Raw genomic sequence first — 25,637 nt, 5'->3', positions numbered from 1 at the left:
GATTCTGTATTGCCTTTCTGTCTGTATTGCGACTCAGTTTTTCATTCCATATTTCTTCAGGTCTACCCGGTCATTTTCAACCTCTATGCCGTCTGCCCTCAGGCGGTCCGCCTGGACATTTGCTCCACCGAACGCAAATGCTCCCGCAAGCTCACCCTTGGAATTCACCACGCGGTAACACGGTATATTCTCAGGATCAGGATTCTTATGAAGTGCATTGCCCACGGCTCTCGCCATCTTCCTGTCACCTGCCATCTCCGCAACCTGGCCGTATGTTGCAACACATCCCTTCGGAATCTTCTTCACCGCATCGTAGATCCTCTTTGTCGGACTGTAGGTTACTATGTCATAGCTATCTGCTATCATCTGCTTCACCGCATCATCGGGCACACTTCCATCAAGTATGATCGTATTCCAGTGCTCCTTGTTCTGGTGCCATCCAGGTATAACTGATTCAAATGCCTGCCTCCAGAAATCCAGCGACTCTGAATCAGCTTTAACGTTCAGATTGATATATCCATTCCTCTCATAAGTCCATAGAAATGCTTTCTTACTTCCCTTGACTCTCACAAGCTGCCAGTTCTGATCGTGAAATGGAGCCTCCTGGTAAGTGTCCGGAAATGAGAGACCATATGCCAGAACTTCCTCTCTTGTTGTCATGTGTATTTTTCCTTTCCTGTGTTGCGATTATGTAATTATCTGTATCCCTTAAGATATCTCTTCTGCTCATCCGTTATACGGTAACTCTCCACTGCCTTCTGTATCGTCTTTCGGTGAACCCAGTCGGACATGCGGTGTTCTTCTATGTACGGAACGACCGCATCCCACTGCTTTGCCAGGGCTGTAGCCATGTACCACGCTATCATCATGTTGACATAATACTCATCAGACTCAACTCCCGCCACAAGCTTCACATACTCAGGCTCAAAATCCTCGTCAAGATAAAGTCTCATGAGCATTCCTATTCCGTACCTTATAGTATAGGTCTCGCTTGAGGCAATCCAGCACTTGATGACCGGTAGCAGTTCTTCCTTGTGCTTTTCAAAACACTTCGGCGCAGGAAAATCACATGTCGCCCAGTTATCTATATATGGAAGAAATCTTTCTATCTCCGAGATACATCTGTCATAATCCTTTATCCTGGTTATGAGCATCATGTGGAGATTATTTTCCTCGTAATAACGGTGTGGAAGTTCTTTTATAAACTTTTCTGACAGTTCTGTTCCAGCTATACTCTTCGCATACTTTCTGAGCACTGGAACTCTTATGCCTATGACAGTCTCCTTGTCGGTGTCAGGCATAAGCCTGCTGTGAAAATCTCTGTACTTTATATCCTGAAGTTCAAACAGATGCTTTTGAATCTCCTCCATATTTTCACCTTACGCTTTCTAATTTTCTCGTTGTTAGTTTTCCATTTTCTACATTTTTCTATTCTAACTCATAATTGTATACAACTATTATATCTAATACTATCTGAATTTCTTCACATGCTCCGATATAAACCGAAACAGTTCGATATTGACCTTCTCATTCTTCTCCTCCGCCTCAAGATATTCAGGCACTGAAATATCTGTCTGAACCTCTCCGCATACATCAACACCCAATATTCTTGAATGTCTTATACCACCGGCATATCTTTCATCATTACGACAAGCGTCTGTATTTTTTTCTTCACCCTGACCGCCAAGAAAGACACCGAGCAGGTGTTCAAGTCCACCGATTGACATATCCCCCTGACTCCAGTTTGTCTCCGTGTATTCTGTTCCGAGGACGTCTTTGTCTATAGATATGTACAAAGGCAGATCTGTTCTGATATGGTTCAGCTTATCCTCAGGCAGTCCACCATGCAGGTCTTTGGCAGAAAATATCAACAGTCTTCCGCTTGAGATATCCCGGGAAATATCATACGAATCATCGTACTCAGCTTCTTGTACATTATACCCACATTTATAGCTTCCCACATTTTCTTGTCTCCCCTTGGAACCTTTATAACTTTCCAAAGTCTGCTCTATATCTGACTCCGGCGGACCTACAACCACCAGCTGTCTTAGATTTTCATTCTGTATAAGAGTCTGTCCCGCCCAGTCTCCGCAGCTCATCATTTCTGGAACCATAGGTATCTGCATGTCTGTATGATGATCATACATAACCAGCCCAAACGGTTCGGTTATATGATCTGTTATAATCTTCGTTATATAATGATAATTTCCCGAATCTATATAATGTATACCCTGGATTCCGTACGGCTCTATCCTGCCCCATATTTTTTCATACGCATTTTTTGAACAATACATATCTGTCTCTTGTATATCAGAGCAATCTATGTATCTGAATCTATCTATATCTTTTATATCCTCATCACGATATACGTGAGTAAAATCCAAAATCATATTCTCATTTTTCACCTTGCTGTCACCCATATACAACCCCCATATATACAATAACAAGTCAATTTCGCAGCAATATCGATTAACCTGTCAATAATAAAATAATCTTAATATAAAAATCGCCCGACTGTATTCTAACACAACCGGACGATTTTAATCACTATTTGTCTTTCTTTTTCCTTATGTGGATCTCCGGGATTGCCACCGTGTCATATGTCACAGACGAGTCATCCTCACCCACATTATCCTCATTGTCATCATGGCTCTTTGTGTTCACCTCAGGAATAGCCAGATTGTCAAATGACATGTTGAATCTGTGATGCTTTTTATGCTGTTCTTTATTTTTTTCTCTCATAGTTGGTTATACCCCCTAAAGTATGTTTATGAAAAATGTAATTACCAGGCTGTTCAGGAAGTCAGCAAATAAACTTCCTATAAGCGGTATTATCAGATATGCCTTGACCGAAGGAACATAGCGGTCGCATATAGCCTGCATGTTCGCCATGGCATTTGGCGTTGCTCCCATACCGAATCCGCATGTTCCGGCGGACAGAACCGCCGCATCGTAATCCCTGCCCATCACGTTGAACACAACAAAATATGTGAATAGCATCATGAGTATGAGCTGCGCCGAGAGCAGTATGATCAGCGGAAGTGCAAGTTCTGCAAGCTGCCACAGCTTCAGTGTGATCATCGCCATTCCAAGGAACAGTGACAGGCAGATACCACCAAGGTTGTTGATCTCACCCATGTATATATCAAACTTACCGGAATACTCTCCGATATTTCTGATGACCGCAGCCGCGATCATCGCACCTATATATATAGGAAATGTAAGTCCTGTCTTTGTGAGAAGTTCCGATATGATGGTTCCTATTCCTACGGCTATGATGAGCTGGAACACAGCTGCCGCATACATATTGGTATGGCGCTCATGTTTCTTCTCATCCTCAACCAGTATACTGTCGTCCTCGGCAACTGCAGTGTCCAGAAGCTTCTTCCTGTCTATGAGTCTCTTGCCAATAGGTCCACCTATAAGACTTCCTGCGATAAGTCCAAATGTTGCCGCAGCCGTGCATATAGTTGTTGCCCCCTTGACATCAAAATCCTCCAGCACCGGGCCAAACGCTCCTGCAGTTCCATGACCACCTACCATAGGTATAGATCCCGTGCAGAGTCCAACAAGCGGATCAAGATGCAGCAGCTTACTCACCCCGAGCGCCAGAAAATTCTGGGACACTATAAGCACCACAACCAGTCCAAGGAATATGAACAACGACTTTCCTCCGCTCTTTAAAACCTTGAGATTCGCCTGGAATCCAACGGATGTGAAGAAGAATACCATGCACACCTCTCTCAGCGTATCGTCAAATGTAAATTCTGCTATGCCAAGACTGTAACACACACAGGTCAGGACTGCGAAAAGCAGACCTCCTATGACCGGCGCCGGTATGCAGAATTTCTCCAGGAAATTAATTCTTTTCTTCAAAAACTGTCCCAATATAAGTACCAGAACTGACACCGCCAGTGTCTGATACATATCTATCTGTATCTCCATGTAAGACCTCTCTTATCTATATTATATACACATGCAGACATCCGTGATCAGATACCATTTTACCCAATATCATCTGCATATATTCTTTTCCGCATTCAGTATATTTATTATCAGCAGCTGACAACTACTGTTCAGCCGGGATCTCTATTCCTTTTTTCTGATAATAAGCTTTCGCACCATCATGAAATGGAATGGTCACGTTCTTCACAGCCTCACTCTCATCTATCTGGAAGGTGAGTGCTATTGAATACTGGATATCCTGCGCATGTTCAAAGAGAAGTCCTGTGAGCTCCTCCACTATCTTCTCATCCATATCATCCCTGGCGAGGAGCACTGCTCTGACACCGAGTGTCACAACATCCTGAGTCTGTCCCTCGTAGGTTCCCGCTGGTATGGTGTAATCCGTATAGAAGCCGTACACGGATTTTAGTCTGTCCCTGCATTTGTCATCTATTCCGATGAGCTTTACGTCACATTCCTTAGACAGCTCCTCGATCACCGAGGTCTGTATACCTGCTGTACAAAAGAATGCATCTATCTGTCCTGATTTGAGTTCATTTGCCGCATCCACATAATCGAGATTAACCGTGTCCACAAGGGATTCCACAAGGCCGGTCATCTTAAGTATCTGCTCTGCATTTCTCTGGGTACCGGACTCCTCCTCACCCACAGAAATCTTCTTGCCCTGAAGATCATCCAAGCTGTCTATTCCCGAGTCAGATCTCACCACGATCTGACACGCCTCAGTGTACAGGCTGGCAACTGCCGAGTACCCTCTGTACCTCTTCTTGTCCGTGGCGCCTGTTCCGTTGTAGGCCGCATCCACCAGATCCGCCTGGGCTATCGCCATATCCACATATCCGTCGGACAGAAGCCTGATATTCGCCGTGGAGCCTGCAGTAGCCTTTACCTCAAAATCAAGATCCTCATCCTCCGAGGATGCTATCTGCGCAAATGCGTTGGAGAACGCATAGTATCCGCCGCCAACTCCCGCGGCTCCCAGCTTCACGGAATCACTGCCGATGCCACACCCGGCAAGGGAAAGTGTCATCAGAATGGCTGTTCCCACTGCAACCATCCTCTTTATCTTTTTCAGTTTCATTTCATTTTCCTCCTTACGTGACTTGGCGAAAGATCTTTCTCTTCGCTATTACCACCACCATACAACAATCCCGTATAACACGAAATAAAGGGCTTATCGCCCTTTATTATCGCCGTCCATATACCATGTACATCATTATTGTTATTTTACAACTATATTTAACAAAATGATATGGATAATTGTATTTTATATCTATAAAATCATCCTGAATCCGTCTATGAGAGCTATATTATTTACTTTTTTATAATTTTTACGCCCTTATCTGCATCAATAATGCCGCCCTTCGCTGTAAGCTTTTTATTCTTACTCACATCAAGTCTGGTTATCTTGTTGCCTGAACTTGCTGTCCGGGAATGCCTTCTTATCAATCTTGACCTTGGCTGTAGCTGCGCTTGCAGTTACAACTCCATCTCCCCATACACTTCCCATAGATGCTGTCACCATCACCGCAACGACACCCGCAATAACCAATCACTTCAACCCGGTAACAAATGTGTAATTTTTCCTGTCTCTCGTTTTTCTTTATCTCCCTTTATATAAATTTTCAGCATAAAAAGGCACATTTCTATTGTATATAAGTAAACTTAAAAGTCAACTCCGTATTGCTGCTTATTTTTTTTATCATATTTTATTTTCTTGCAAATGCCGGAGCACTCCGGAATATAAACAAAATAAACGGCGGAGTCATTGTCTCCGCCGTTTATTTAAAACACATATATCAAAGTGACTTTACCACTCGTGCACCTCTACTTCTAACCCCCACGTGCTGAACAGTGAATCCGCAGCCTCCTCCACAGTCTGACCATCAGGGAGTGCCATGTAACTTCCACTCACGCTCACTATTCCGTCACCACAGTTACTATAGGCTATCCACAGTGCACATTCCTCCCCAGCTGGGATCACCCACACCTGATCCAGCACCGGTTCACTTACTACATACGCCTGATCATACCTAAGTATTGATGAGGCCGCCAATGCACTCGCTCCCCCAGCGCTGGCGGTCACATAATTTCCAAATGCCAAGCACGCATTTTTTTCAACACGGTCTCTGGCCGTATCGGACAGGGACGTTTCGCCATCAGTCTGCCCCATAATGAATTTTGCCGCTTTATCCGAGATTATCACAACTGCAATCTTGCCACTTGTGTCGGCTATATTATCCCCCCAGTCACTTGCGACTTCAGCAACCTCGTCACTTCCGCCCATTATCTTTATATAAGCTTCATCATTTGCAAGTTCGTTCACCGAAGCCGCCACATCTAGGGCAGTCTCCTTGAACCACTCCTCATCCGGTGTATTGACCTTGAACTTTCCTTGACTCTCTATATCCGATTTGGTTCTATCTGTTTTATCACTGCTTACCACTGATGAACATCCCGCAAGTCCCACCAGTGCCGCAAGCACACATATCACAATTCCTGTCTTTTTCATATTCCATTTACCCATTTTTTCTCGATATAAGCCCATTTTTAATGTCTTATTATATAAAGAAACATTCTCCCATATTTTTCTCAAGTATCCATATCCTCGATTTGTCTATAATACAATAACTCCATACATTTACACAACCGTGTAAAACTTAAATAATCTTTTTTCTGCCCGTAGGGTATTTGTAGTGAGTCCTGCAATAAACAGCGATCTTAACTCCGTGTGTAACTTGAAAACGACAATGACCACCCGTCCGGATATTCAATGGATATTACATCTTAGCTCTACTTGTCACTTAAACACTTCCTGTCCGTACTCTTTAAAGTATACCATCATCTCATGTGTGAGACTCAGGTGCTCCGGATAGTCTGGAATATCATCACGGTTCACCCACTCTCCGGTTGCAAGCTCCTGTCTGTCTATAGTCAGATGTCCGTCTCCGCCCTCCGGTATGTCTGCCTGACAGAAATAACCCATGAGAAGATTGCTGTCATAGCCCCATGGCTGTGACTTGTAATAAGTGATATTCTTAACGCTGATGCCGACCTCTTCCATGACTTCTCGTCTGACTGTCTGCTCAGCGCTCTCTCCTATCTCGGTAAATCCCGCAATCAGGGCATATCTCTTGTATTCTCTTCCAGCATATGTGGTAAGTATTATCCTGTCGCCGTCGATCACACCCACTATAACAGCCGGGGCTATGACAGGAAATATCAGCCTGCCACAGGACGGACATCTGAGCATCCTCTCTTTTTCATCATGTACAGTTCTCTCTCCACAGGCGCCGCAGAACCTGTTGGTTCTGTACCACAGTGACAGATGCCAGCCGGTAGCCGCCGCAAGCACCGCAGCCTTCGGTTGGCACGCCCTTGTCTTATACATGCTTCGGTAATCATATCCCGGAGCTGTCAGTCGGTTATCTACATTCCACAGAAAATATGCAGTATCATCTATTGAAAAGAGATAAACCAGATCCCCTATTTTCCTATCGCATCCGGTTATTTTCTGCAGTTCTCCATACGTCATAAACCCAAGCAGGTTCTCATTATCCATAACTTTCGCAAATATCATTTTCTCAGAAAAAGAGAGAACCATATCGTGATCCTCTGGTTCTCTCCTGTTACTATATTGATTATTAAACCTCTGTGGTTCTATATCCTGTATCATACCTATATTTCCTCCACTATTCCAGATGTCCAAAGATCTCAAAGAGAATGATATCCCTCATTTTCCCTATTATTTTCCTTCAAAGACTTCAACCTGTCAATCCTTAATGTTGGTTACAGCCATGCCATGTAAACATAAAAAATCAGGCAATCGGTATTTCGCCAATCGCCTGATCTTTTTTATGTAGATATTGTATTTAAAATCTTTACGGGGAACCCCCGCTCATCTATTAAGCCTCTGCCTTCTTAGCATTCTCCTTCTTCATATTAACAAGCTTCTTGATACATGTGATAGCCACGATGATACCAAGTACGATAAGGAATACTGCTACAATAAGCTGAAGTCCCTCTACAAGGAATGTTGCTGTTCCAGCCTGGAACTTCTGTACATTGCCTATTACATTGAGCACGATAGCTGTAAATGTAACAGCAAGCATTATCAGCATAGGTGGGTAGAGCATTGCGTGCTTTCTGTTTGTTGCCTTGAGGAATACTGCTACGCCTATAAGTACAAGGGCTGCAAGCATCTGGTTTGCTGATCCGAAGAGTGGCCATACATTTGAATATCCACCCTTGCAGAGAAGATAACCAAAGAACAGTGTTATAACTGTTGCAAAATACTTGTTTGTAAGTATCTTCTGCCATACAGGCATCTTGGATGTATCTGTTGTGTCTCCCATGAAGAGCTCCTGGAATGACATACGTCCGATACGTGCAACTGAGTCAAGTGATGTAAGAGCAAGTGCTGATACACACATTGTCATGAATACATTTGCAACTGAGTTTGGAAGTCCGAACTTCTCGAGGAATCCTGCGATACCCTGTGAGAAGATCTGGAAAGGTGTAAGACCCTCTGGAGCCTTGCCGCCAACTGCGACAGCACCAACTACTATAAGTGAGATAACTCCGAGGAGTGTCTCAAGGATCATTGCGCCGTAACCTACGAAAAGCATATCTTTTTCATTTCTTACTGTCTTAGATGATGTTCCTGATGAAACAAGGCTGTGGAAACCGGAAACCGCACCACAGGCGATCGTTACAAACAGTGTTGGGAACAGATAACTCTTAGCTCCTGTTGATGATACAACTGTGAAACCATTGAATGCATTCAGGTTCATATCAGGATGTCCTACCAGAACTCCGACAAATGCACCAACTAACATACCGATGAGCATGAATGTTGTCATGTAATCTCTTGGCTGCATGAGTAACCACATTGGAAGCACTGATGCAAGGAAAAGGTAAGCCATGATTACGTAATTCCACTGGTCACCATTTAAGTACCAAGGAAGCTTCATACCTACTGCAAACATTGCAACGATGAGGACGATGGCTACTATAGCTTTGAGCCACTCCCTCATATTCCTGCATGTCTTCATAACCACACCAAATACCATGGCAACTACGATGAACAGCATGGAAACTGTAGCTGCTGCAGCGCCGTTGAAGTTCTTTGTCACAGCTCCATCAGCTCCTGCTGTGAAACCGTTAAATGTCGATGAAACCATCGATGTAAATGCTGCTATAACAAGAAGTGTAAAGAGCCAGCAGAATAATGAAAAGAATCTTCTTCCTGCCTTGCCTATGTACTTCTCAATGACAAGTCCTATTGACTTACCCTCATTCTTGACCGATGCGTACAATGAACCAAAATCCTGAACTGCTCCGAAGAACACGCCTCCGACAAGCAGCCAGAGCAGAACCGGCACCCATCCGAACATGGCTGCAATGATAGGTCCCTGTACAGGGCCTGCACCTGCTATCGATGAAAACTGATGTGCAAATACTGTAAGCTTTGACGATGGTACATAATCCTTGCCATCCTCATTTGCAACTGCCGGGGTCTTTGCATTTGGATCTACACCCCATTTCTTGGCAAGCCATCTTCCATAGCCCAGATAGCCAGCACCTAAAACTACTACTGCGATAAGAATGATAACTAAACTATTCATATCTTTCTCCTTTCTCCCGCCTTGCAGCGGCTCCTTTTTTTAGTATATGCCTGCTCATGAATCCGTAATGACCTCAAGCTGGCTGATACATGATTTATTCGTACAAAGAGTTTATACATAAAAAACACATTAAAAAAGGCTTCCGTCTCTATGCAATCTCATAAAGACGAAAGCCTGTATACTTCCGCGTTACCACTTTATTTGCCATCATAAAAGGATGACCTCTCTGATCTCATCTCGCCTGACCACTACTCACTGTCTATTGAAATAAGCTTCTATGTAACGGTAGAAAACCGGTGACACCTAATGTCTCTGGCATCTCATGACCAGGGAATTCAGCGCACTGCTCGCAGAGGATAATCATCAAGGACATACACCGTCTCACACCAACCGGCGGCTCTCTGAAGTATGCGATCTTTGACGACCGTATTCTGTTCTTTGCATTTGCTCTTTGTTCGGTACCTAAACTAGCACTGAAGTATTTTATTGTCAACCCATTTTTTCAAGTAAATAAAAACTTGCATTTTTTTCAAGTGTTTCAGCGATATATGTACGCCTGTTGCATATTTTTTCTTGTGAAAACAAAGTATTTTTATCATCGACTCTCAAGACGTTCATGCCATCTCTTTCTTTTCTCGTCCGACCGGGATCTGTGCCAGAAGTATTGCGGCAAATATCAGCCCGCATCCTGCAAGCTGTCTTACCCCCATACGTTCTCCAAGTATGATCCAACCGGCAATGACAGAGAATACCGACTCAAGGCTCATGATCATTGAAGCAACAGTGGGATTTAGTCCGTTCTGTCCAACTATCTGAAGTGTATATGCCACGCCACACGACAACACTCCTGCATAGAGTATCGGAATCCACGCACTCAATGTACCGAGAGGCTGCACCCATGCCGCAATCCCGGCCACACTGTGATGCATCTCCGAGAAAAACGCCGGGAATATGCTGAGAATCCCGCATACCCAAAACTGTATACATGACATTCTGACTCCATCCACAAGCGGTGAGAAATGGTCTATCACAAGTATATGTACTGCAAAAAGCAATGCACATACAAGCACCATAAGATCACTGCTCTGAAATGACAGTGAGCTGCTCATACAAAGCAGATAAAGCCCCACCACAGCTATAACTATTCCAATCCATATATTCCAGCCACATTTCTTCTTCAAAAACAGACTCAGAATTGGAACCAGCAATATGTAACACGCTGTGAGGAATCCCGCTTTTCCCGCCGGTGTTCCCATATAAAGTCCAAGCTGCTGTGCAGAGCTTGCCAGAAACAGAACAGTTCCACAGCATATACCGCCAATCACAAGTCTCTTTCTATCTGATCTATTACTCGGTTTCCTATCAGATGGTTTTATCCTGTCAATTATAAATATGACCGGTATAAGAACAGCACCGCCAATCAGTGACCTTATTCCGTTGAAAGAGAACGGTCCAACCGCATCTCCTCCCTGTCTCTGCGCAACAAAGGCTACGCCCCATATAAAAGCTGTCAAAACTAGCAACAGTGAATTCCTTACCTGTCTACTCTTCATCTGTGAAACCTCTCGTTCTTTTTAATTCGTGCCACAGCATACAACATACAGGCACTCTATTATGTGTTGAGAATTGAACTGAGAAACGCCTTTGTCCTGTCATTCTGCGGGTTTCCGAACAGCTGCTCCGGGGTTCCATCCTCGACTATGATCCCGTTAGCCATAAATATAACACGGTCAGCCACTTCCCTGGCAAACCCCATCTCAAGCAGCAGTTTTTTCTGTGTTTCTTTATCAATCCTCTCAACAGTTTTATCATTTTCCCGGTGAAGAAACAAGTCCCCATGTATATATATTTTACCGTTTTACTACATACACAAAAAGCGGCAATGGAGTTCATATGGCTCCATTGCCGCTTTTTAATATCCCGATTCCAGCCTTTGCTCAAATTCATCCTTTGGCAGGGGCTTGTCAAACACATATCCCTGTACTATATCACAGCCAAGCTTTTCCAGGTAGCCAAGCTGCTGATGTGTCTCAACGCCCTCCGCAACTGACTTTTTCCCGAGTCTTCCTATGAGGTCTATTATGCTTGCAAACATTACTATATCCTGATGCTTATTATTGTTTACATCGTCAAAAGGTATCAGCGATTTGTCTATCTTGATGGTATCAAGGTCAACCTTTTTGATCATGTTGAGTGAAGAAAATCCTGTACCGAAATCATCTATGGATGTACTTATGCCTCGTTCCTTGAGTCTTCTTATAACGCTGGACATAATCTCATAATTCTGATAATCCTCACTTTCTGTGAGCTCTATCTCAATATAGCTTCTGTCTATCCCAAATCTGTCTATGGTACCGGTTATTCGTTCTACCAGATCGCCTTCTTCCAGATGTCTTCTGGAAAAATTGACTGATACAGGCACAATCTTCAGACCTTTATCCAGTCTGCTCTTCAAAAAACCGCATACCTGCTCAAGCATATAATAGTCAAGTCTGCACACGCTGCCCTCTCTCTCAAGCTGCGGAATAAATCTCGCAGGTGTGACCACCTGTCCATCTCTCACCCAGCGTACAAGTGCCTCCGCACCATATATGCTTTTGTCTGCAATCCTCACCTTGGGCTGATAATATACTACAAACTCACCCGCAGCAAGTGCCTGGGGAAAAGCAGCCAGAATCTCCTGGTCATCCATAAGATGCTTCTGAATCTCTTTTGTATATACAACTATGGAGCCCGCTCCGGTTTTTCTTGCTGCCTGATACGCAATGCTGGTTCTGGCCATAACTTCCCTCGGCTTATCAACGCCTTCCAGGCAGGCTATCCCCGCTGTAACTCCCAGCTGGAATTCTCTTTTGACAGATCTGAACTCATGACTCATATGAACATCTTTAATCTTGCTTATAAAATCAGACACATTCTCATTACGACAGATTACAACGAAATTATCTCCTCCAAGCCTTGCTATCTCCTCATCGCTGTCAAGATATGACTTCACCATCTGCGCATAATTTCTAAGTATCACATCTCCCTGTGAATAATCAAAAACCTTATTCACATACTTGAAATTGTGGATATTAAAAAATATGCCTGTATAATCACCAATCCGTCCGTTTTTTATCAGATTCACCGCATAATACATCAGGGAATCCTGACTGGCAACACCCGTGTTGATATCTGTATTCATGATCTTTTCAAGCATGCACTGAGCCAATGTCCGGTTGTACTGAATAAATATCTCCCTAAATATAAACCTGTGTGTCTGTATCTCCTCTTCTGAATAACCAGGACCATATGGATAATCCTTGATAAACACAGTACCACCGGTTCTGATCTTCATCTCTATATCAACGGGGGTACCCAATTCAGTCACTTCTCTCTCGTATAATACCGCGCTGCTTCTTTCTCCAAGCGGCATAAACCTGTTTTTCGGAATATCAACAGTAATCTCCGCCTTTCCCAGCCTGAGCCTGTCAGCAATAGCAGCAAGACCATTCCTTATACACTGGATTCTCTGTTGCTGTGTATCCGCGTCCCCGCCTATGCACTCGAAGAATTCTTTCATCTGGCTGTCCATTTGTATGCTTTTATCAATTGTATTATCCATTCTCTCTCCTCCAGCCTTCAACACATAGCCTATATCGTCCGGTCTTAAATATCAAAATCGACCCAAGCGCATTAAAAATTAATAAATATAAACTCTTCCTACATTATAGCAGGGGAAAAATGAATGCACAATGTATTATCCTACCCCTGGCGCCTTTTGCCCCAGAAAAACAAGGCAACTGTGCCAGGTCCTGTATGGCTTCCTATGGTAGTTCCTATATAATTGATCTCCACCTTGCCGTCAAGTTTTGGAAATCTCTCCTCAACAAGCCTTGCCACAGCCTCGGCATCCTCCATACATGCAGACTGCGATATATAGCACTTGCCGGAATAATCAAGCCCATCCTGTGCATTCTCCTCCATGCGCTTTACTATCTCCTGAATAACCTTCTTTTTACCTCTTATCTTTGATCTCGGTATCAGCCTTCCCTCATCATCCATGTTGAGAAGTGGACATATTCCAAGTATTGTGCCGACTGTTCCAGCAGTCTTGGATATTCTTCCGCCTCTGATATAAAACGTGAGATCTGTTGAGAAGAACCAGTGGTTCAGGTCCAGCTTATGCTGTTCTATCCAGTCATGCAGCTCGTCTATGGACCTGCCTTCATCTCTCATGCCTGCCAGCGTGTCCATGATCAACCCATAGCCCGAGGAAGCCCCCAGGGAATCTACCACATAGAGTTTCCTGTCAGGGAATTCTTCCTCCAGATCCTCCCTGGCAATATTTGCAGAGTTTATAGACCCACTTATTCCCGATGACAATGTCAGGTGAAGTATGTCATACCCCTGTTCAAGATAAGGTTTCCAGAAATCATAATATTCATCTGAATTCACCTGCGAGGTCTTCGTAGCCGCACCCTCTGTCATCTTTCTGTAAAATTCCTCAAATGGCATGGTCTGTCCCAGGTCATCAGGATGCTCCACACCATCAAGCTCGTAGTGAAAGCATATATATTTTACGTCTATTTTGTCAAAATGCTCCTTTGAAAGATCTGCTGTTGAGCAGCAGCTCAAGATATACTTTGCCATGTTTGTCCACCTCTCCAATATATTTATGATTACTTTTTTACATTCGCGTTTTCTTTTGATCTAGTATTAGCATTTTCTTTCGATTTAACATCCACTTTTTCTTATCATCGTTTCTTGCTTACTATTGTATCATCATCTGTACTTTATTCATAGTCATAAATACGATAAAAAACGGGCAAAAACACCCACAACACGTTGTTTTAAAAACCATGTCATGGGCGTTAATATATATGATCATTTGTCATTTAAAATACAGTTGTTATCGCAAGTCGTTCCTCAATCAGTTTTTTCGCAGTGTTGAACCGGTCAAGATAATCTCCCGATATCGTCTCACAGTGTACCCCATACTTGTCAAACCACGCCTTGAGCAAATCGCTGTAATGCCTTCTCTCCCGCATTATTTTCTCATTCCGGGTCCCATCCTGGACAAAATCCGTTTCATCAGGATCAAGGAACAACACAAGATCCCACTTATTTGTTGCATTTATCGCGCCCGCCATATCTGTAAGCCTGCGTTTTTGTTCATCATCATCCATGAGCAGATCACAATAAAATCCCGTAGTCAGTGCATCGGTATCCACAAACAACAGTCTGTTGCTATGCCTGGCTGCCCTGCGTACCTCGTCCTTCTGTCTGATGAAGTTCTCCACCAGATCATCTTCAACCATGAAATTCTCGCCACCCGCGTACTCACAGGTGTCACGTCCTATCTCCCGTACAAAATTCGTGTTATATGCCAGCGCAAGATTCTCAACCAGTGTGGATTTTCCTGTGGATTCACCGCCGACAACCAGAATCTTTCTGACGTAGTGATCCCTGCACACCTCTGGAATATACTCCCAATGCGCCGTCGCCCACTCACGGATCTCTGTCGAGGATACCGGAACCTCCGCCCTGTCAAAATACACGACCTCACTCTCCGGACAGTACAGGCTCTCAAACCTGCCGGTTCCAAGATAATCCGAACCACAGAACACTGCATCTATAGGCTTTCCTATCGTGTCCTTGATATCCTGTGCTCCCTTTTCCCAATAATAATCCGTATTATATTCTTCTTTTGAAACCGCCTTATCCTCTATCATGATTATCTTCACATTTGGCAGATGTCTTGTGCTGTTGAGTATCCAGCGATATCTCAGTTCCTTAGAGGTAGACTCTCTGCCCTCGCACCAGCTTATCATCACATACAGTTCCTCGCACATCGCCGCAGCACGTATGATGTCATGGATATGTCCTATGTGAAGCGGATCAAACGAACCCCCATACATTCCTACCTTATATCTATACATAACTTGTCAGCCTCCCTTACTCTGTTGCCGTGCCGTCTTCGAAAACGTGTACTTCGTCCAGGCGATTTCTTCTGACCTCACGTTCCCATCTGACACACATAATAACGGCATTTCCAAGGTACACTATCCACATGAGCAGCGTTGCTATGTTGTCATTGCCACTCACAAAGTTTTGTGCCCACATATATATTGTAAACACATCTACCGCAATCCATATCCACCACTGCTCCGCGAACATTCTTACAGATACAACCATCGCCACAACCGATGAAACCGTTGTAAACGCATCCACAAATGGCATGGCATCCCCGAGTCTCTTTAACAGCAGCCCATACAGAAATGTGCCAAGTGCCACCGCCAGCACCATGAATATCCTTCCCACCGCCTTCATGTGTTTCTTTCTGACCTCATGCGTCTCATCATTCATATGCCTTGACCACACATAGAATCCAACAAACTGCATAGGCACATAATATAGCGCATTGAGCATCGTCTCTCCGTACAGTGCAGCCTTATACGATATAACCGCGTAAAGCACAGTATTCACAAGACCGAATATGTACGCTGACAACTTTCCTTTTCCCGTGCACACTACACAGACCACGCCTGTGGTGGACGATATGATCCCCATAACCGTATCATCCCAATATATGGACAGCCCCACGATGACTGCACATGCGATAAGCAGCCAGGTGACCTCCAGCTTCTTCCAGCCCTCTATCTCATTTTTTATAAATTTCTTAAATGTCATCTATTCATTCCTCCCTTTTAAACATCAATCCACTACACTATAGTCTCTACTTCCTTGCATCATTCCTTCGTGTGAACAGTTTGGCAGGTCTGTATCTCTCACCGGACTGATATGCATCAGTCTCCTCAACATATTCCACAATCTTTCTTCTGAAGTTAGGTGTGGTAAGTTCCATGTCCCATATCTGTTCATATACATTCTGAAGCTCAGTGAGTGTAAATCTATCCGGCAGCAGGTCAAATGCCAGCTTCATATCTCTCCTGACATCCTCCCGCAGTCCTAGCACCGCCTCTGTTATGATTCTTGCGTGGTCAAATGCCAGTCCTTCACATTCCTCTATGTCGTAGCTGTCCGAGCTTCGTCCGCATGAGCTCATATCTGTTTTTCGCAGCACTGCCGTAAGTTTTATATCAGAGTCTGCATTCTTGAGAACCAGCCTGTATCTTTTCCCGTTTTGGACTTTATATGAAGCTTCAACTTCATTTTTCGCAATTTCTTCGCCTGTGCCTGACACCTCTGTCAGTTCAACCGTAAACCATCTTGCATCCTGTGCATCATCTCCTGCCTTAAGGCTACAGGCTCCGGCGTTCATAAGTGCCATATAAGTTGATGATATGACCCAGCCTCTCGGGTCTCTGCCCGGCTCGCCATACACTCCAACAAGCTTTACATATGCATCTCCTATACCGGTCTCTTCGCAAAGCTCTCTTCTGGCCGAATCTATGACATCCTCACCTTTTCTGCAGAACCCACCGGGCATAGCCCAGCTTCCTTTATATGGGAATCCACCTCTTCTTATCAGTAGTATCTTGAGCTTCTTCTCCTGAAGTCTTCTTACATCCTCGCACTCGTCATCCTTCATAACTGAAAATACAACCACATCCGCGGCAACAGATGGCCTGTCATATTTTGTCAGGTCATATCCGGCAAGGAATTCCTTCTCTTCGTCACTCATCTCATATGTCTTCATACGTATGCTTCATCCTCCTTTATATTTCCGCCGTTATCTGATTATGTCCACCTGACACATCGACATGGTGGCGAGCGCAGCCTCATGGCTCTCCGGCGTCACTCCTGCACAGCACCTCGCATCAACCTTGACATTTATCTCAGGGTACAGAGCCTTGATGATCAGAGCATTCGACACGACACATATATCCGTACAAAGACCTACCATCTCAACATCCTGAAGATCGAAGTCTCCCCATCCTGTATATCCAAAGCTGGTCTTGTTGATGTATATAGCGCCCGGGACTTCAAGACCTGCTGCGATCTCCCAGCCCTCAGTCTCCTCTATACAGTGCGGAACCGGGAGATGCTTTCCCTCGTTCGTCTCCATGTAATCCTCATAATGCGTATCCCTTGTGAAGATAATCTCATCCCCGCGGTCAGCATACTCCTTTATCTTCTTTTTCACATTCTCCACGATGGCTGCAGCCTCCTTTGTTCCGAGAGCCCCATCAATGAAATCATTTTGCATGTCAACCACTATAAGCGTCTTTTTCCTGTTATCGTCCATAATTCTTCTCCTCCTGCATCTGCATGCGTTCCAACTTATTATCTTTTTGATAATATCTCCCGGTTATTTGTATGATATTATCATTTTGATAATATGTCAACCCATTATTTGAAACTTACTAAAAAACGGCAGTCCTGACATGCCATGTTCCAAGCCGAACCCGCATGCCAGCACTGCCGCGCTATTATATTTCAATTACATTTAATTATATGCAAATACTCTGTCAGTTCACACTCTGTCTCAATTTTCTTAGAAGTACAAATGCAAAGAACAGCACCGATATAACCGCGAACACCGCACCTACAAAACCGATATATGATATCGCGCCCTTGTCGCACACAATTCCGCCGATCCAGCTTCCACCTCCGATACCGAGGTTGAAAAGTCCTGAATATATGGCAGTCGCCACTGCGGAGCTCTTCTCATCAACACTTCTGATGACCTCCGACTGCGTGGTCACATTGAACGCCATGGCTGTTATTCCCCAGAATGCACATAGGAGTACCATGGTCGCCAACGTCTTTGACGCCGGAAGCAGAAGCAGCAGCCACACAAGAAGAGTTGCCATGACTGTACCGATAAATGCAAATCTGTGCTTGTCATAAAGCTTTGAGAACAGATAGCTTCCGAGAAGTCCCATCGCTCCAAATATCAGGAGCACTACAGTGATGACATTGTTCTGGAGCTTTGCAACCTGCTGCATGAACGGCTCTATATAACTGTACACCGTGTAGTATCCAAGCACGAACAGTATCGTCTGAATATACAGGCAGATGAGCACCGGATTCTTCAGAAGAGCAGGGAGATCCTTCACATGGAACTGCTCTCCGCTTGCGATCTTAGGGAATACAAATGCCATGTACACCAGAACCGCAAATGCTATGATTCCAACGATGAGGAATGTAACTCTCCATCCCATATACTGTCCAACAAGTCTTCCAAGCGGAAGTCCGGCTATAGTAGCTATGGATGTTCCAGTCACAACCATGCTCAGTGCAAATGATCTGTGTTCTTCATTTACAAGTCTTATGGCAACCGGTGAAGCGATCGACCAGAATATCGCATGGGTACACGCAACGCCTATACGCGATGCCATGAGCACTCCGTATGTCGGCGCGATCACGGACATGATCTGGCATATTCCAAACAGCGCGATCGTTCCCATGAACAGCTTCCTGAAATCTATCTTCGACACAAGAAGTATGAGCGGCAGGGACAACAGCATGACTATCCACGAATACACTGTGATAAGCATTCCCGCCTTCGACTCCGATATGCTGAACGACTTTGCAATGTCTGTCAGCAAGCCAATTGGCATAAATTCCGATGTGTTGAATATGAACGCCGAGACGGTCATTCCCACAAGCGGAAGCATTTCTTTTCTCGTCAATCTACTCTTCATATTTATTCCTCTTCCTAATAATATGTGGTATATATGATTATTTTTTTGTTCACCAGCCACATATTATAGGAAATGGAATTATGAGTCAATGCACTTTTGAATGGTTATACTGTCCAAATGTTAGATTGTACAAAAAAGAAGGCCGGAAACTCTCCGGCCTTCAGGGTTAAGGGAAAATTTTATGTGAAAAATTGTAGTACACTTACTTTACTGCGAGTCTCTCAAATGTCTCGCTCTCTTCAGGAATCGATCTGAGTCCTCCGCGCTTCTCGACACACAGGCTCGCAACCGCATTTCCGTATCTTGCACACTCTGCAAGCTCATCTATACTGAACTCCTCCAGTCTCTTATCCGCTCTGACAAGCTGTGATACAAATGCTCCCCAGAATGAATCTCCAGCCCCCGTCGTATCTACCACATGGCTGACGAAGCCGGGAACCTTCCGGCTTCCATCCCTGCTGCATATCAGCACACCCTCACTTCCCAGGGTGACCGCAACAAGTCTGACGCCGCTTCCCAGAAGATACTCTGCTGCCTCTTCCGGATCGGAAAATGGTGTGAGTAGCGCTGTTTCCTCGTCCGAAAGCTTCATTATATCTACAAATGGAAGAATACTCTTCATCCTCTCCATCGCATTTTCTCTGCTGTCCCACAGCGGTGCTCTGTAGTTCGGATCATACGATATCACCGCGCCGTATTTCTTTGCCTCCTTCACCGCCTGAAACGTGGTGGTTCTGGCCGGTTCATCCGTGAGAGACAGCGAACCTATATGGAACACCTTTGTGTCTCTTAACAGGTCAGCATCCACTTCCTTGTAACAGAGCATTGTGTCCGCTCCCGGCTTTCTGGCAAATGAGAATTCACGCTCTCCGTTCTCATCCAGAGTGACAAATGCCAAAGTGGTAAATACCGTATTGTCAACCACTATACCTCTGGTATCTATCCCTGCCTGCTTTGCCGTCTCAACAAGGAAATTGCCGTGCATGTCATCTCCAACCTTACCAATGAAGGCAGTTTTAAGCCCGGCTTTACCGACTGCCGTGAGCATGTTTACTGGAGCCCCTCCGGGATTCTGCTCGAAGAGCTTCATCCCGGAATCAGTGCTTCCGGCAGGTGTAAAGTCTATCAGGAACTCACCAAGAGCCACAACATCATATTTCTTTTCCATGTTGGATCCTCCTTGTGAATTTTACTTTCCTGTGATCTCTATGTCATAGAATTCTACTCTTGCATCCTGTGCCAGAAGTCCCGTCTCAAACTCAGGCTTCGCATATATTCTGTATGTAAACGCCACCTGTTCTCCGACAAATACCTCCACCATATCATGGTCAACGATGATCTTCACATCTATCTCGCTGCCCTCTGTTATGTCAAATGTCTTCTCGCACACTCTGACTCCATCAGGGCCCGGCTCCGTTGCAGGAGGCACAGCCTGACAGGACTGAACCCAGAACGGGTCAACTCCCATAGGAAGATTTACCAGTGACACTCTCTGCATAGCCACATCGAACTCAAGGAGAAGGCATCCGCTTGCTTCCTTGTCTGACTTGAGCAGTATACCGAAATGGTCATACACCTCTCTAGGCATGATCTTGCACTTCAGCATGTAGCTCTCCTCGTTGTGTCCAAGGAATCCGTATGTACATGTGCTTACTGAATCCATCTCAACCAGTCTGTCTCCGTGAAGCTCTGCATTTCCAAGTACAGGGATGTAATCCCATGCCACAGGCTTCTCAAATACATGCTCATATTCCTTTGGAAGCTTTACGTCAAGTCCCCCATCCGCTGTGGCAACTACCTCATGCGGCACGCAGAAGGTTCCGCCCCAGTACCATTCACCTCTGTCGCTTCTGTCTGCTCTGTCGTGAGCCCAACCGAAGTAGAAGCGTCTGCCGTCATCATCCTGCATGGACTTGGCTGCGTAGAATCTTCTTCCGCCTATGCCATCCTTCTTTGGCTTTCTCCATGGGCCAAATGGTGACTTTGCAACTCTGTATATTGTATTTACATATTCTGAGAATCTTGAGTATGAGAGATACCAATTGTCTCCCATCTTGTACATCTCAGGGCACTCAGGACAGTTGGTGTGTCCCGGTGAATATATCGGTCCGTAATATTCCCAGTTGACCAGATCCTTTGATCTGTAGAGAACTATACATCCTCTTCTGGTTATCGGCATATCCAACCTTCTCGCTGATATGAGGATCCAGTAACATTTGTCCTCCTCATTGTAGAATACATATGGATCTCTCCAGTCAAGCTTCTCGTAAAGCTCTATCATAGGTGTGATGACCGGATTGGCTGCATCCTTCACCCACGTGATTCCATCGTCGCTTGTAGCGTGGCATATGGTCTGCTGATACTCTGCGGTGAGGCAGTAGCCTGTATAGAATGCATGGTATTTGCCCTCGCCGTATATGACTGATCCAGTCCATACTCCTGATGCATCCGGCTCGTCGCCCTCGCCCGGATAGAGCGCTGTAGGAAGCTCCTCCCAGTGCACCAGATCATCTGATACACTGTGGCTCCATGTTGTTCTGAGTCTTGCCGGGTACACTGTTGTTCCCGGAGGGGAAGTCAGTGAGAATATATGATATTTGCCCTCGTGGTAGAAAGGTATTGCATCTCCCGTGGAATCCGCGAAGGACATCTTTCTAAAAATCTCCATATTATCAGTCCTCTCTTTCTACTAGTTTGCTGCCAGTTTCTTCTTCTTGAGAAGCTCAAGCTTGCCCTTCTGTCCATCAAGGAGTACCGCACATGCGATGATAAGACCCTTGATGATGAGCTGCCAGTATGACGACACTCCGATAAGGTTAAGACCATTTGAGATGATTCCGATAACCATGGCACCAAATACTGTTCCGCTGATTCTTCCCTTACCACCTGTCATGGAAGTTCCTCCAAGTACGCAGGCTGCGATGGCATCAAGCTCGTAGCCGCTTCCAACTGAAGGCTGGCCTGAGTACATTCTTGAACAAAGTACAAGTCCTGCAAATGCTGAGAGAAGTCCAGATATTGTAAATACTATGATCTCTATCTTCTTGATAGGTACACCTGAAAGTCTTGCAGCCTCGCGGTTACCACCTATCGCATATACATATGTTCCAAACTTTGTCTTGCTGAGGATGAAGCTGAACAGTATGATGAGCACTACCATGTACACTACAGGAAGTGGGATCACATTGAACAGGTATCCTGTTCCGATCTCGATGAAGAGCTTGTTAGTGATACGTGTTGACTGTCCACCTGTGTAGACATAAGCTATACCACTTGCTATGTTCATCATGGCCATTGTGATGATGAATGCAGGCACCTTGAAGTTAGCAACTATAAAACCACTTATAAAGCCCGCTGCTGTACCAACCAGAAGTCCTGCAACTATGGCAACGCCGAGAGGGAGTCCCTGGTTAACTATAAATCCTACGGTCAGTGTTCCCGACATGGCTACTATCGATCCAACTGACAAGTCGATGTGTCCAAGTATAATTATCAGTGTCATTCCAAGTGCTATGTATGTGTTGATTGAAATCTGTCTAAGCACTGATATGATGTTGTTGGTCGTGAGAAACTTGTCCGTGGCAAGTGCTACCGCCACACACATGATTATCAGGACCACTATGATTCCTATGTTGCCCTTGACTATGGATGTCAGGGGATTGTTCTTTAATATAGAAGTTGCTTTTGAATTCTTCTTTGTCTCGCCCATATTATTCGATACCTCCTGCAGCGTATTTCATTATCTCTTCCTGTGAGAGCTCGTCCTTTGACAGCTTCTTCACGAGTCTTCCGGCTCTGACCACACATACGTTGTCGCACATGTTGATGATCTCAGGAAGCTCACTGGATACCATGATTATCGCTATGCCTTCCTTTGCCAGTTCATTGATTACTGTGTATATCTCAAATTTTGCATTTACATCCACGCCTCTGGTCGGCTCATCCAGAATAAGTACATCCGGCTTGGTCGCAAGCCATTTGCCCAGAACCACCTTCTGCTGGTTTCCACCTGACAGGCTGCCCGCCTCAATCTCTGGCGATGCCGCCTTTATCCTAAGTCTCTGTGAATAATGGTCTATTACCTCGCCGCGCTTCTTCTCGCTTATTGCGATTCCGTTCATATAGAATCTGAGGGATGAGAGTGTGAGGTTGAATGCCACGCTGTTGCCGAGTACCAGTCCCTGCTTCTTTCTGTCCTCAGGAACCAGCGCTATGCCTGATTTGATAGCCTGCATCGGATTCTTGAAGTGTACCGGCTTTCCTCCGAGTATCACCTCGCCTGATGTAGGCCGTGTTGCACCAAATACCGCCTCCATGATCTCACTTCGTCCGGCACCGACCAGACCTGAGAAGCCCAGGATCTCGCCCTTGTGTACCGAAAAACTTATATCTTCAAAGACACCTGTCTGGGAAAGATTCTTTACCTCCAGAGCAACCTCTGCCTTGTCCATGTCGCAGTAATCTCTTGCATAGAAGCTCTCCAGATCTCTTCCTACCATCATCGCAACCAGCTCATTCGGGCTTGTCTCTGATGTCTTTTTTGTTCCTACGTATGCACCATCCCTGATGACGGTAACTCTGTCAGATATCCTGAAGAGCTCCTCCATTCTGTGGGAGATGTAGATTATACTTACCTGTTTCTTTCTGAGATTCTCAATGATCTCAAATAACTGCTCCACCTCTTCGTTTGAAAGTGATGAGGTAGGCTCATCCATAACTATGATCTTACCATTGAATGAGACCGCCTTGACGATCTCCACCATCTGCTGCTGTGCGATGGTCAGATTCTCTACTATCGTGTCTGCTTTTATATTCACACCGAGGGATGATATCATCTCCTCTGCTCTTCTGTTCATCTCTGCAAAGTCCAATGTTCCAAGCTTTGTCCTTATCTCTCTGCCGAGAAACAGGTTCTGTGCCACCGAAAGATATGGAACAAGTACGATCTCCTGATGTATTATTCCTATACCATTCTCTCTGGCAGCCGGAACTCCGTTGATCTTTACCTCCTTGCCATTTACCTTGATGATTCCGCTGTCGGGCTGGTAAATTCCGCCAAGGACTTTGATCAGTGTGGACTTTCCTGCACCATTCTCGCCGAGCAGTGCGTGTACCTCTCCCAGCTCAAGGGAAAAGTCGATGCCACTTAAAGCATATATTCCGGAGAAGCTTTTCTTTATCCCTATCATTTCCAGAACTGTCTGTCCCATATTAAACCTCCAAGTTTCTAAAATAGATCTTTTGTTATCCTGCTTTTTCGGGATCTCGGCCGGAGATCTAAGATCCCCGGTCTCTCCCGTATTATATACACCTACGTTGTGTCATGTATGTCCAGCCGGGGGGCAGCCCCGTGCTGTTACTGCCGGCTTCGATCCGGCCTTACTGCCAGTCGTTAACTGTCTTTTCAGCCTCATCCTTGAGTACGAGGTGTGAATCAAGATATACCTTCTTCTCGTCGATGGTTGTGTCTCCGCCTACATACTTCTGTGCTGCGTTGAATGCATACTCTGCAATCTGTACAGGAACCTGACATGCAACTGCTGTAAACTCGCCGTCGAGGAGTGCCTTCTTGCCATCTGGTGAAGCATCGATACTGTATACACCAATCTGACCTGTCTTGTTGGCCGCCTTAACTGCTGCTGCAGCGCCAAGTGCTGAAGGATCATTGATACAGAAGAATGCCTGAAGATCTGTGTTTGCTGTGATGATATCCTCTGCAAGGCTCATTGATGCATCAAGTGCTGCCTCGCCATCCTGCTGTGCTACGATGTTGAACTTATCCTTGTTATCACCGAGTCCGTCAAGGAAACCATTTACACGGTCTACACAACTCTCATTTGATGGGAAGTCAAGGATCGCAATGTCTGCTCCGTCCGGATAATCTTTAGCCATCTGCTCACCGACAAGCTGTCCTGCCATGTAAGCATTTGTTCCAACGAACTGTGTTACGAAGTTCTCTATGTCATCCTCGATAACTGCTGTATCTACATTGAAGATTGGGATTCCTGCATCCTTGATCTCTGCAAGACCTGATGTGATACCTGCTGAATCAACCGGGATGATGAACACTGCGTCGTATCCACTATTTGCCACGTCTGATAACTGGCTGAGCTGTGTGTTCAGATCGTAATCAGGGTCAAGACAAGTGTATGAAATTCCATTTGCATCGCAGAGCTCCTTGAGCTTTGCATCGATCGAACTCTGGAATGTGTTGTTGAGTGTGTTTGTACAGAATGCAAATGACAGGTCAGATGACTTTGTGCTCTCCTGTTTTGTACCTGATTCAGATGAACCGTTGCCCGAAGCGTTCCCTGAACCTGATCCACAACCTGCCAGTAAACTGAGTGACATGCACAGACATGCTCCAACTGCTAATAACTTTTTAAATCTTCTCATAATTTTTACCTCCAATATCATGCGTTTTATTTTGCTAACTCGTTGTCGAAAAACT

Annotated in this window: 23 protein-coding genes, 1 pseudogene and 1 other annotated feature; all 24 genes and pseudogenes read right to left on the bottom strand. The window is 45.0% G+C overall.

The features are described from left to right. Window positions 1–33: 33 nt before the first annotated feature. Window positions 34–660, bottom strand: a complete 627-nt coding sequence (locus tag DWX57_RS09615) for a methylated-DNA--[protein]-cysteine S-methyltransferase (RefSeq protein ID WP_119998738.1) — start codon at window positions 658–660, stop codon at window positions 34–36. Between the two features lie 35 nt (window positions 661–695). Beyond that, on the bottom strand, window positions 696–1,370 hold the full coding sequence (locus DWX57_RS09610) for a DNA alkylation repair protein (RefSeq protein ID WP_120123906.1): 675 nt from the start codon (window positions 1,368–1,370) through the stop codon (window positions 696–698). Between the two features lie 99 nt (window positions 1,371–1,469). Continuing rightward, window positions 1,470–2,420, bottom strand: a complete 951-nt coding sequence (locus tag DWX57_RS09605; protein WP_117551137.1) for an arginase — start codon at window positions 2,418–2,420, stop codon at window positions 1,470–1,472. Between the two features lie 127 nt (window positions 2,421–2,547). Continuing rightward, window positions 2,548–2,742, bottom strand: coding sequence for a hypothetical protein (locus tag DWX57_RS09600; RefSeq protein ID WP_004851427.1), 195 nt, complete (start codon window positions 2,740–2,742; stop codon window positions 2,548–2,550). Between the two features lie 15 nt (window positions 2,743–2,757). Next, complete coding sequence (gltS, locus tag DWX57_RS09595) at window positions 2,758–3,945, bottom strand: sodium/glutamate symporter (RefSeq protein ID WP_055273905.1); 1,188 nt, start codon at window positions 3,943–3,945, stop codon at window positions 2,758–2,760. 124 nt (window positions 3,946–4,069) lie between these two features. After that, window positions 4,070–5,047 (bottom strand): TAXI family TRAP transporter solute-binding subunit, encoded by a 978-nt coding sequence (locus DWX57_RS09590; protein ID WP_118649900.1) that lies wholly within the window; start codon window positions 5,045–5,047, stop codon window positions 4,070–4,072. Window positions 5,048–5,359: 312 nt separating this feature from the next. After that, entirely contained in the window at window positions 5,360–5,518 is a 159-nt protein-coding gene (locus tag DWX57_RS14150) for a hypothetical protein (RefSeq protein ID WP_158576554.1), read from the bottom strand. Window positions 5,519–5,776: 258 nt separating this feature from the next. Continuing rightward, window positions 5,777–6,493, bottom strand: coding sequence for a hypothetical protein (locus DWX57_RS09585; RefSeq protein WP_243106214.1), 717 nt, complete (start codon window positions 6,491–6,493; stop codon window positions 5,777–5,779). A 273-nt stretch (window positions 6,494–6,766) separates the two neighbouring features. Further along, entirely contained in the window at window positions 6,767–7,642 is an 876-nt protein-coding gene (nudC, locus tag DWX57_RS09580) for an NAD(+) diphosphatase (protein ID WP_120123904.1), read from the bottom strand. Window positions 7,643–7,871: 229 nt separating this feature from the next. Beyond that, window positions 7,872–9,593: a carbon starvation CstA family protein gene (locus tag DWX57_RS09575; RefSeq protein WP_120123902.1), complete on the bottom strand. Its 1,722-nt coding sequence runs from the start codon at window positions 9,591–9,593 to the stop codon at window positions 7,872–7,874. A gap of 159 nt (window positions 9,594–9,752) precedes the next feature. Continuing rightward, window positions 9,753–10,041: a binding site (T-box leader), on the bottom strand. A gap of 166 nt (window positions 10,042–10,207) precedes the next feature. Beyond that, window positions 10,208–11,146, bottom strand: coding sequence for a DMT family transporter (locus tag DWX57_RS09570; RefSeq protein ID WP_120123900.1), 939 nt, complete (start codon window positions 11,144–11,146; stop codon window positions 10,208–10,210). 59 nt (window positions 11,147–11,205) lie between these two features. Further along, window positions 11,206–11,352 (bottom strand): annotated as a pseudogene (locus DWX57_RS09565) (polar amino acid ABC transporter ATP-binding protein); the annotation flags it as partial. Between the two features lie 153 nt (window positions 11,353–11,505). Beyond that, window positions 11,506–13,197, bottom strand: a complete 1,692-nt coding sequence (locus DWX57_RS09560; RefSeq protein ID WP_120123897.1) for a putative bifunctional diguanylate cyclase/phosphodiesterase — start codon at window positions 13,195–13,197, stop codon at window positions 11,506–11,508. Between the two features lie 140 nt (window positions 13,198–13,337). Continuing rightward, the gene (locus DWX57_RS09555; RefSeq protein WP_055280611.1) at window positions 13,338–14,225 is read right to left on the bottom strand and encodes a DegV family protein; all 888 of its coding nucleotides are present in this window, start codon (window positions 14,223–14,225) and stop codon (window positions 13,338–13,340) included. A gap of 245 nt (window positions 14,226–14,470) precedes the next feature. Next, a complete protein-coding gene (locus tag DWX57_RS09550) occupies window positions 14,471–15,514 on the bottom strand; it encodes an AAA family ATPase (RefSeq protein WP_120123895.1) in 1,044 nt (347 codons plus the stop codon). 16 nt (window positions 15,515–15,530) lie between these two features. Next, on the bottom strand, window positions 15,531–16,265 hold the full coding sequence (gene pnuC / locus DWX57_RS09545; protein ID WP_015534054.1) for a nicotinamide riboside transporter PnuC: 735 nt from the start codon (window positions 16,263–16,265) through the stop codon (window positions 15,531–15,533). Window positions 16,266–16,311: 46 nt separating this feature from the next. Beyond that, complete coding sequence (locus DWX57_RS09540) at window positions 16,312–17,235, bottom strand: NUDIX hydrolase (protein ID WP_055145723.1); 924 nt, start codon at window positions 17,233–17,235, stop codon at window positions 16,312–16,314. A gap of 33 nt (window positions 17,236–17,268) precedes the next feature. Then, window positions 17,269–17,784 carry a cysteine hydrolase family protein gene (locus DWX57_RS09535; protein WP_120123892.1) on the bottom strand — a complete coding sequence of 172 codons (516 nt, stop codon included), beginning with the start codon at window positions 17,782–17,784 and terminating at the stop codon, window positions 17,269–17,271. Between the two features lie 223 nt (window positions 17,785–18,007). Beyond that, window positions 18,008–19,186, bottom strand: coding sequence for a sugar transporter (locus DWX57_RS09530; RefSeq protein ID WP_055272485.1), 1,179 nt, complete (start codon window positions 19,184–19,186; stop codon window positions 18,008–18,010). A gap of 202 nt (window positions 19,187–19,388) precedes the next feature. Next, a complete protein-coding gene (locus tag DWX57_RS09525; protein WP_055223625.1) occupies window positions 19,389–20,354 on the bottom strand; it encodes a carbohydrate kinase family protein in 966 nt (321 codons plus the stop codon). A 21-nt stretch (window positions 20,355–20,375) separates the two neighbouring features. Then, entirely contained in the window at window positions 20,376–21,854 is a 1,479-nt protein-coding gene (locus DWX57_RS09520) for a glycoside hydrolase family 32 protein (protein WP_008402272.1), read from the bottom strand. 21 nt (window positions 21,855–21,875) lie between these two features. After that, window positions 21,876–22,895 (bottom strand): ABC transporter permease, encoded by a 1,020-nt coding sequence (locus tag DWX57_RS09515; RefSeq protein ID WP_118758143.1) that lies wholly within the window; start codon window positions 22,893–22,895, stop codon window positions 21,876–21,878. Window position 22,896: 1 nt separating this feature from the next. Continuing rightward, the gene (locus DWX57_RS09510) at window positions 22,897–24,396 is read right to left on the bottom strand and encodes a sugar ABC transporter ATP-binding protein (protein WP_120123890.1); all 1,500 of its coding nucleotides are present in this window, start codon (window positions 24,394–24,396) and stop codon (window positions 22,897–22,899) included. A gap of 169 nt (window positions 24,397–24,565) precedes the next feature. Then, on the bottom strand, window positions 24,566–25,582 hold the full coding sequence (locus DWX57_RS09505) for a sugar ABC transporter substrate-binding protein (protein ID WP_117551111.1): 1,017 nt from the start codon (window positions 25,580–25,582) through the stop codon (window positions 24,566–24,568). Window positions 25,583–25,637 lie beyond the last annotated feature (55 nt).

The sequence above is a fragment of the Coprococcus sp. AF19-8AC genome (genome assembly GCF_003603115.1).
GTDB classification, from domain to species: Bacteria; Bacillota; Clostridia; order Lachnospirales; family Lachnospiraceae; genus Coprococcus; species Coprococcus aceti.
The sequence above is the reverse complement of the archived record's forward strand: the minus strand, read 5'-3'. Positions and strand labels throughout refer to the sequence as shown.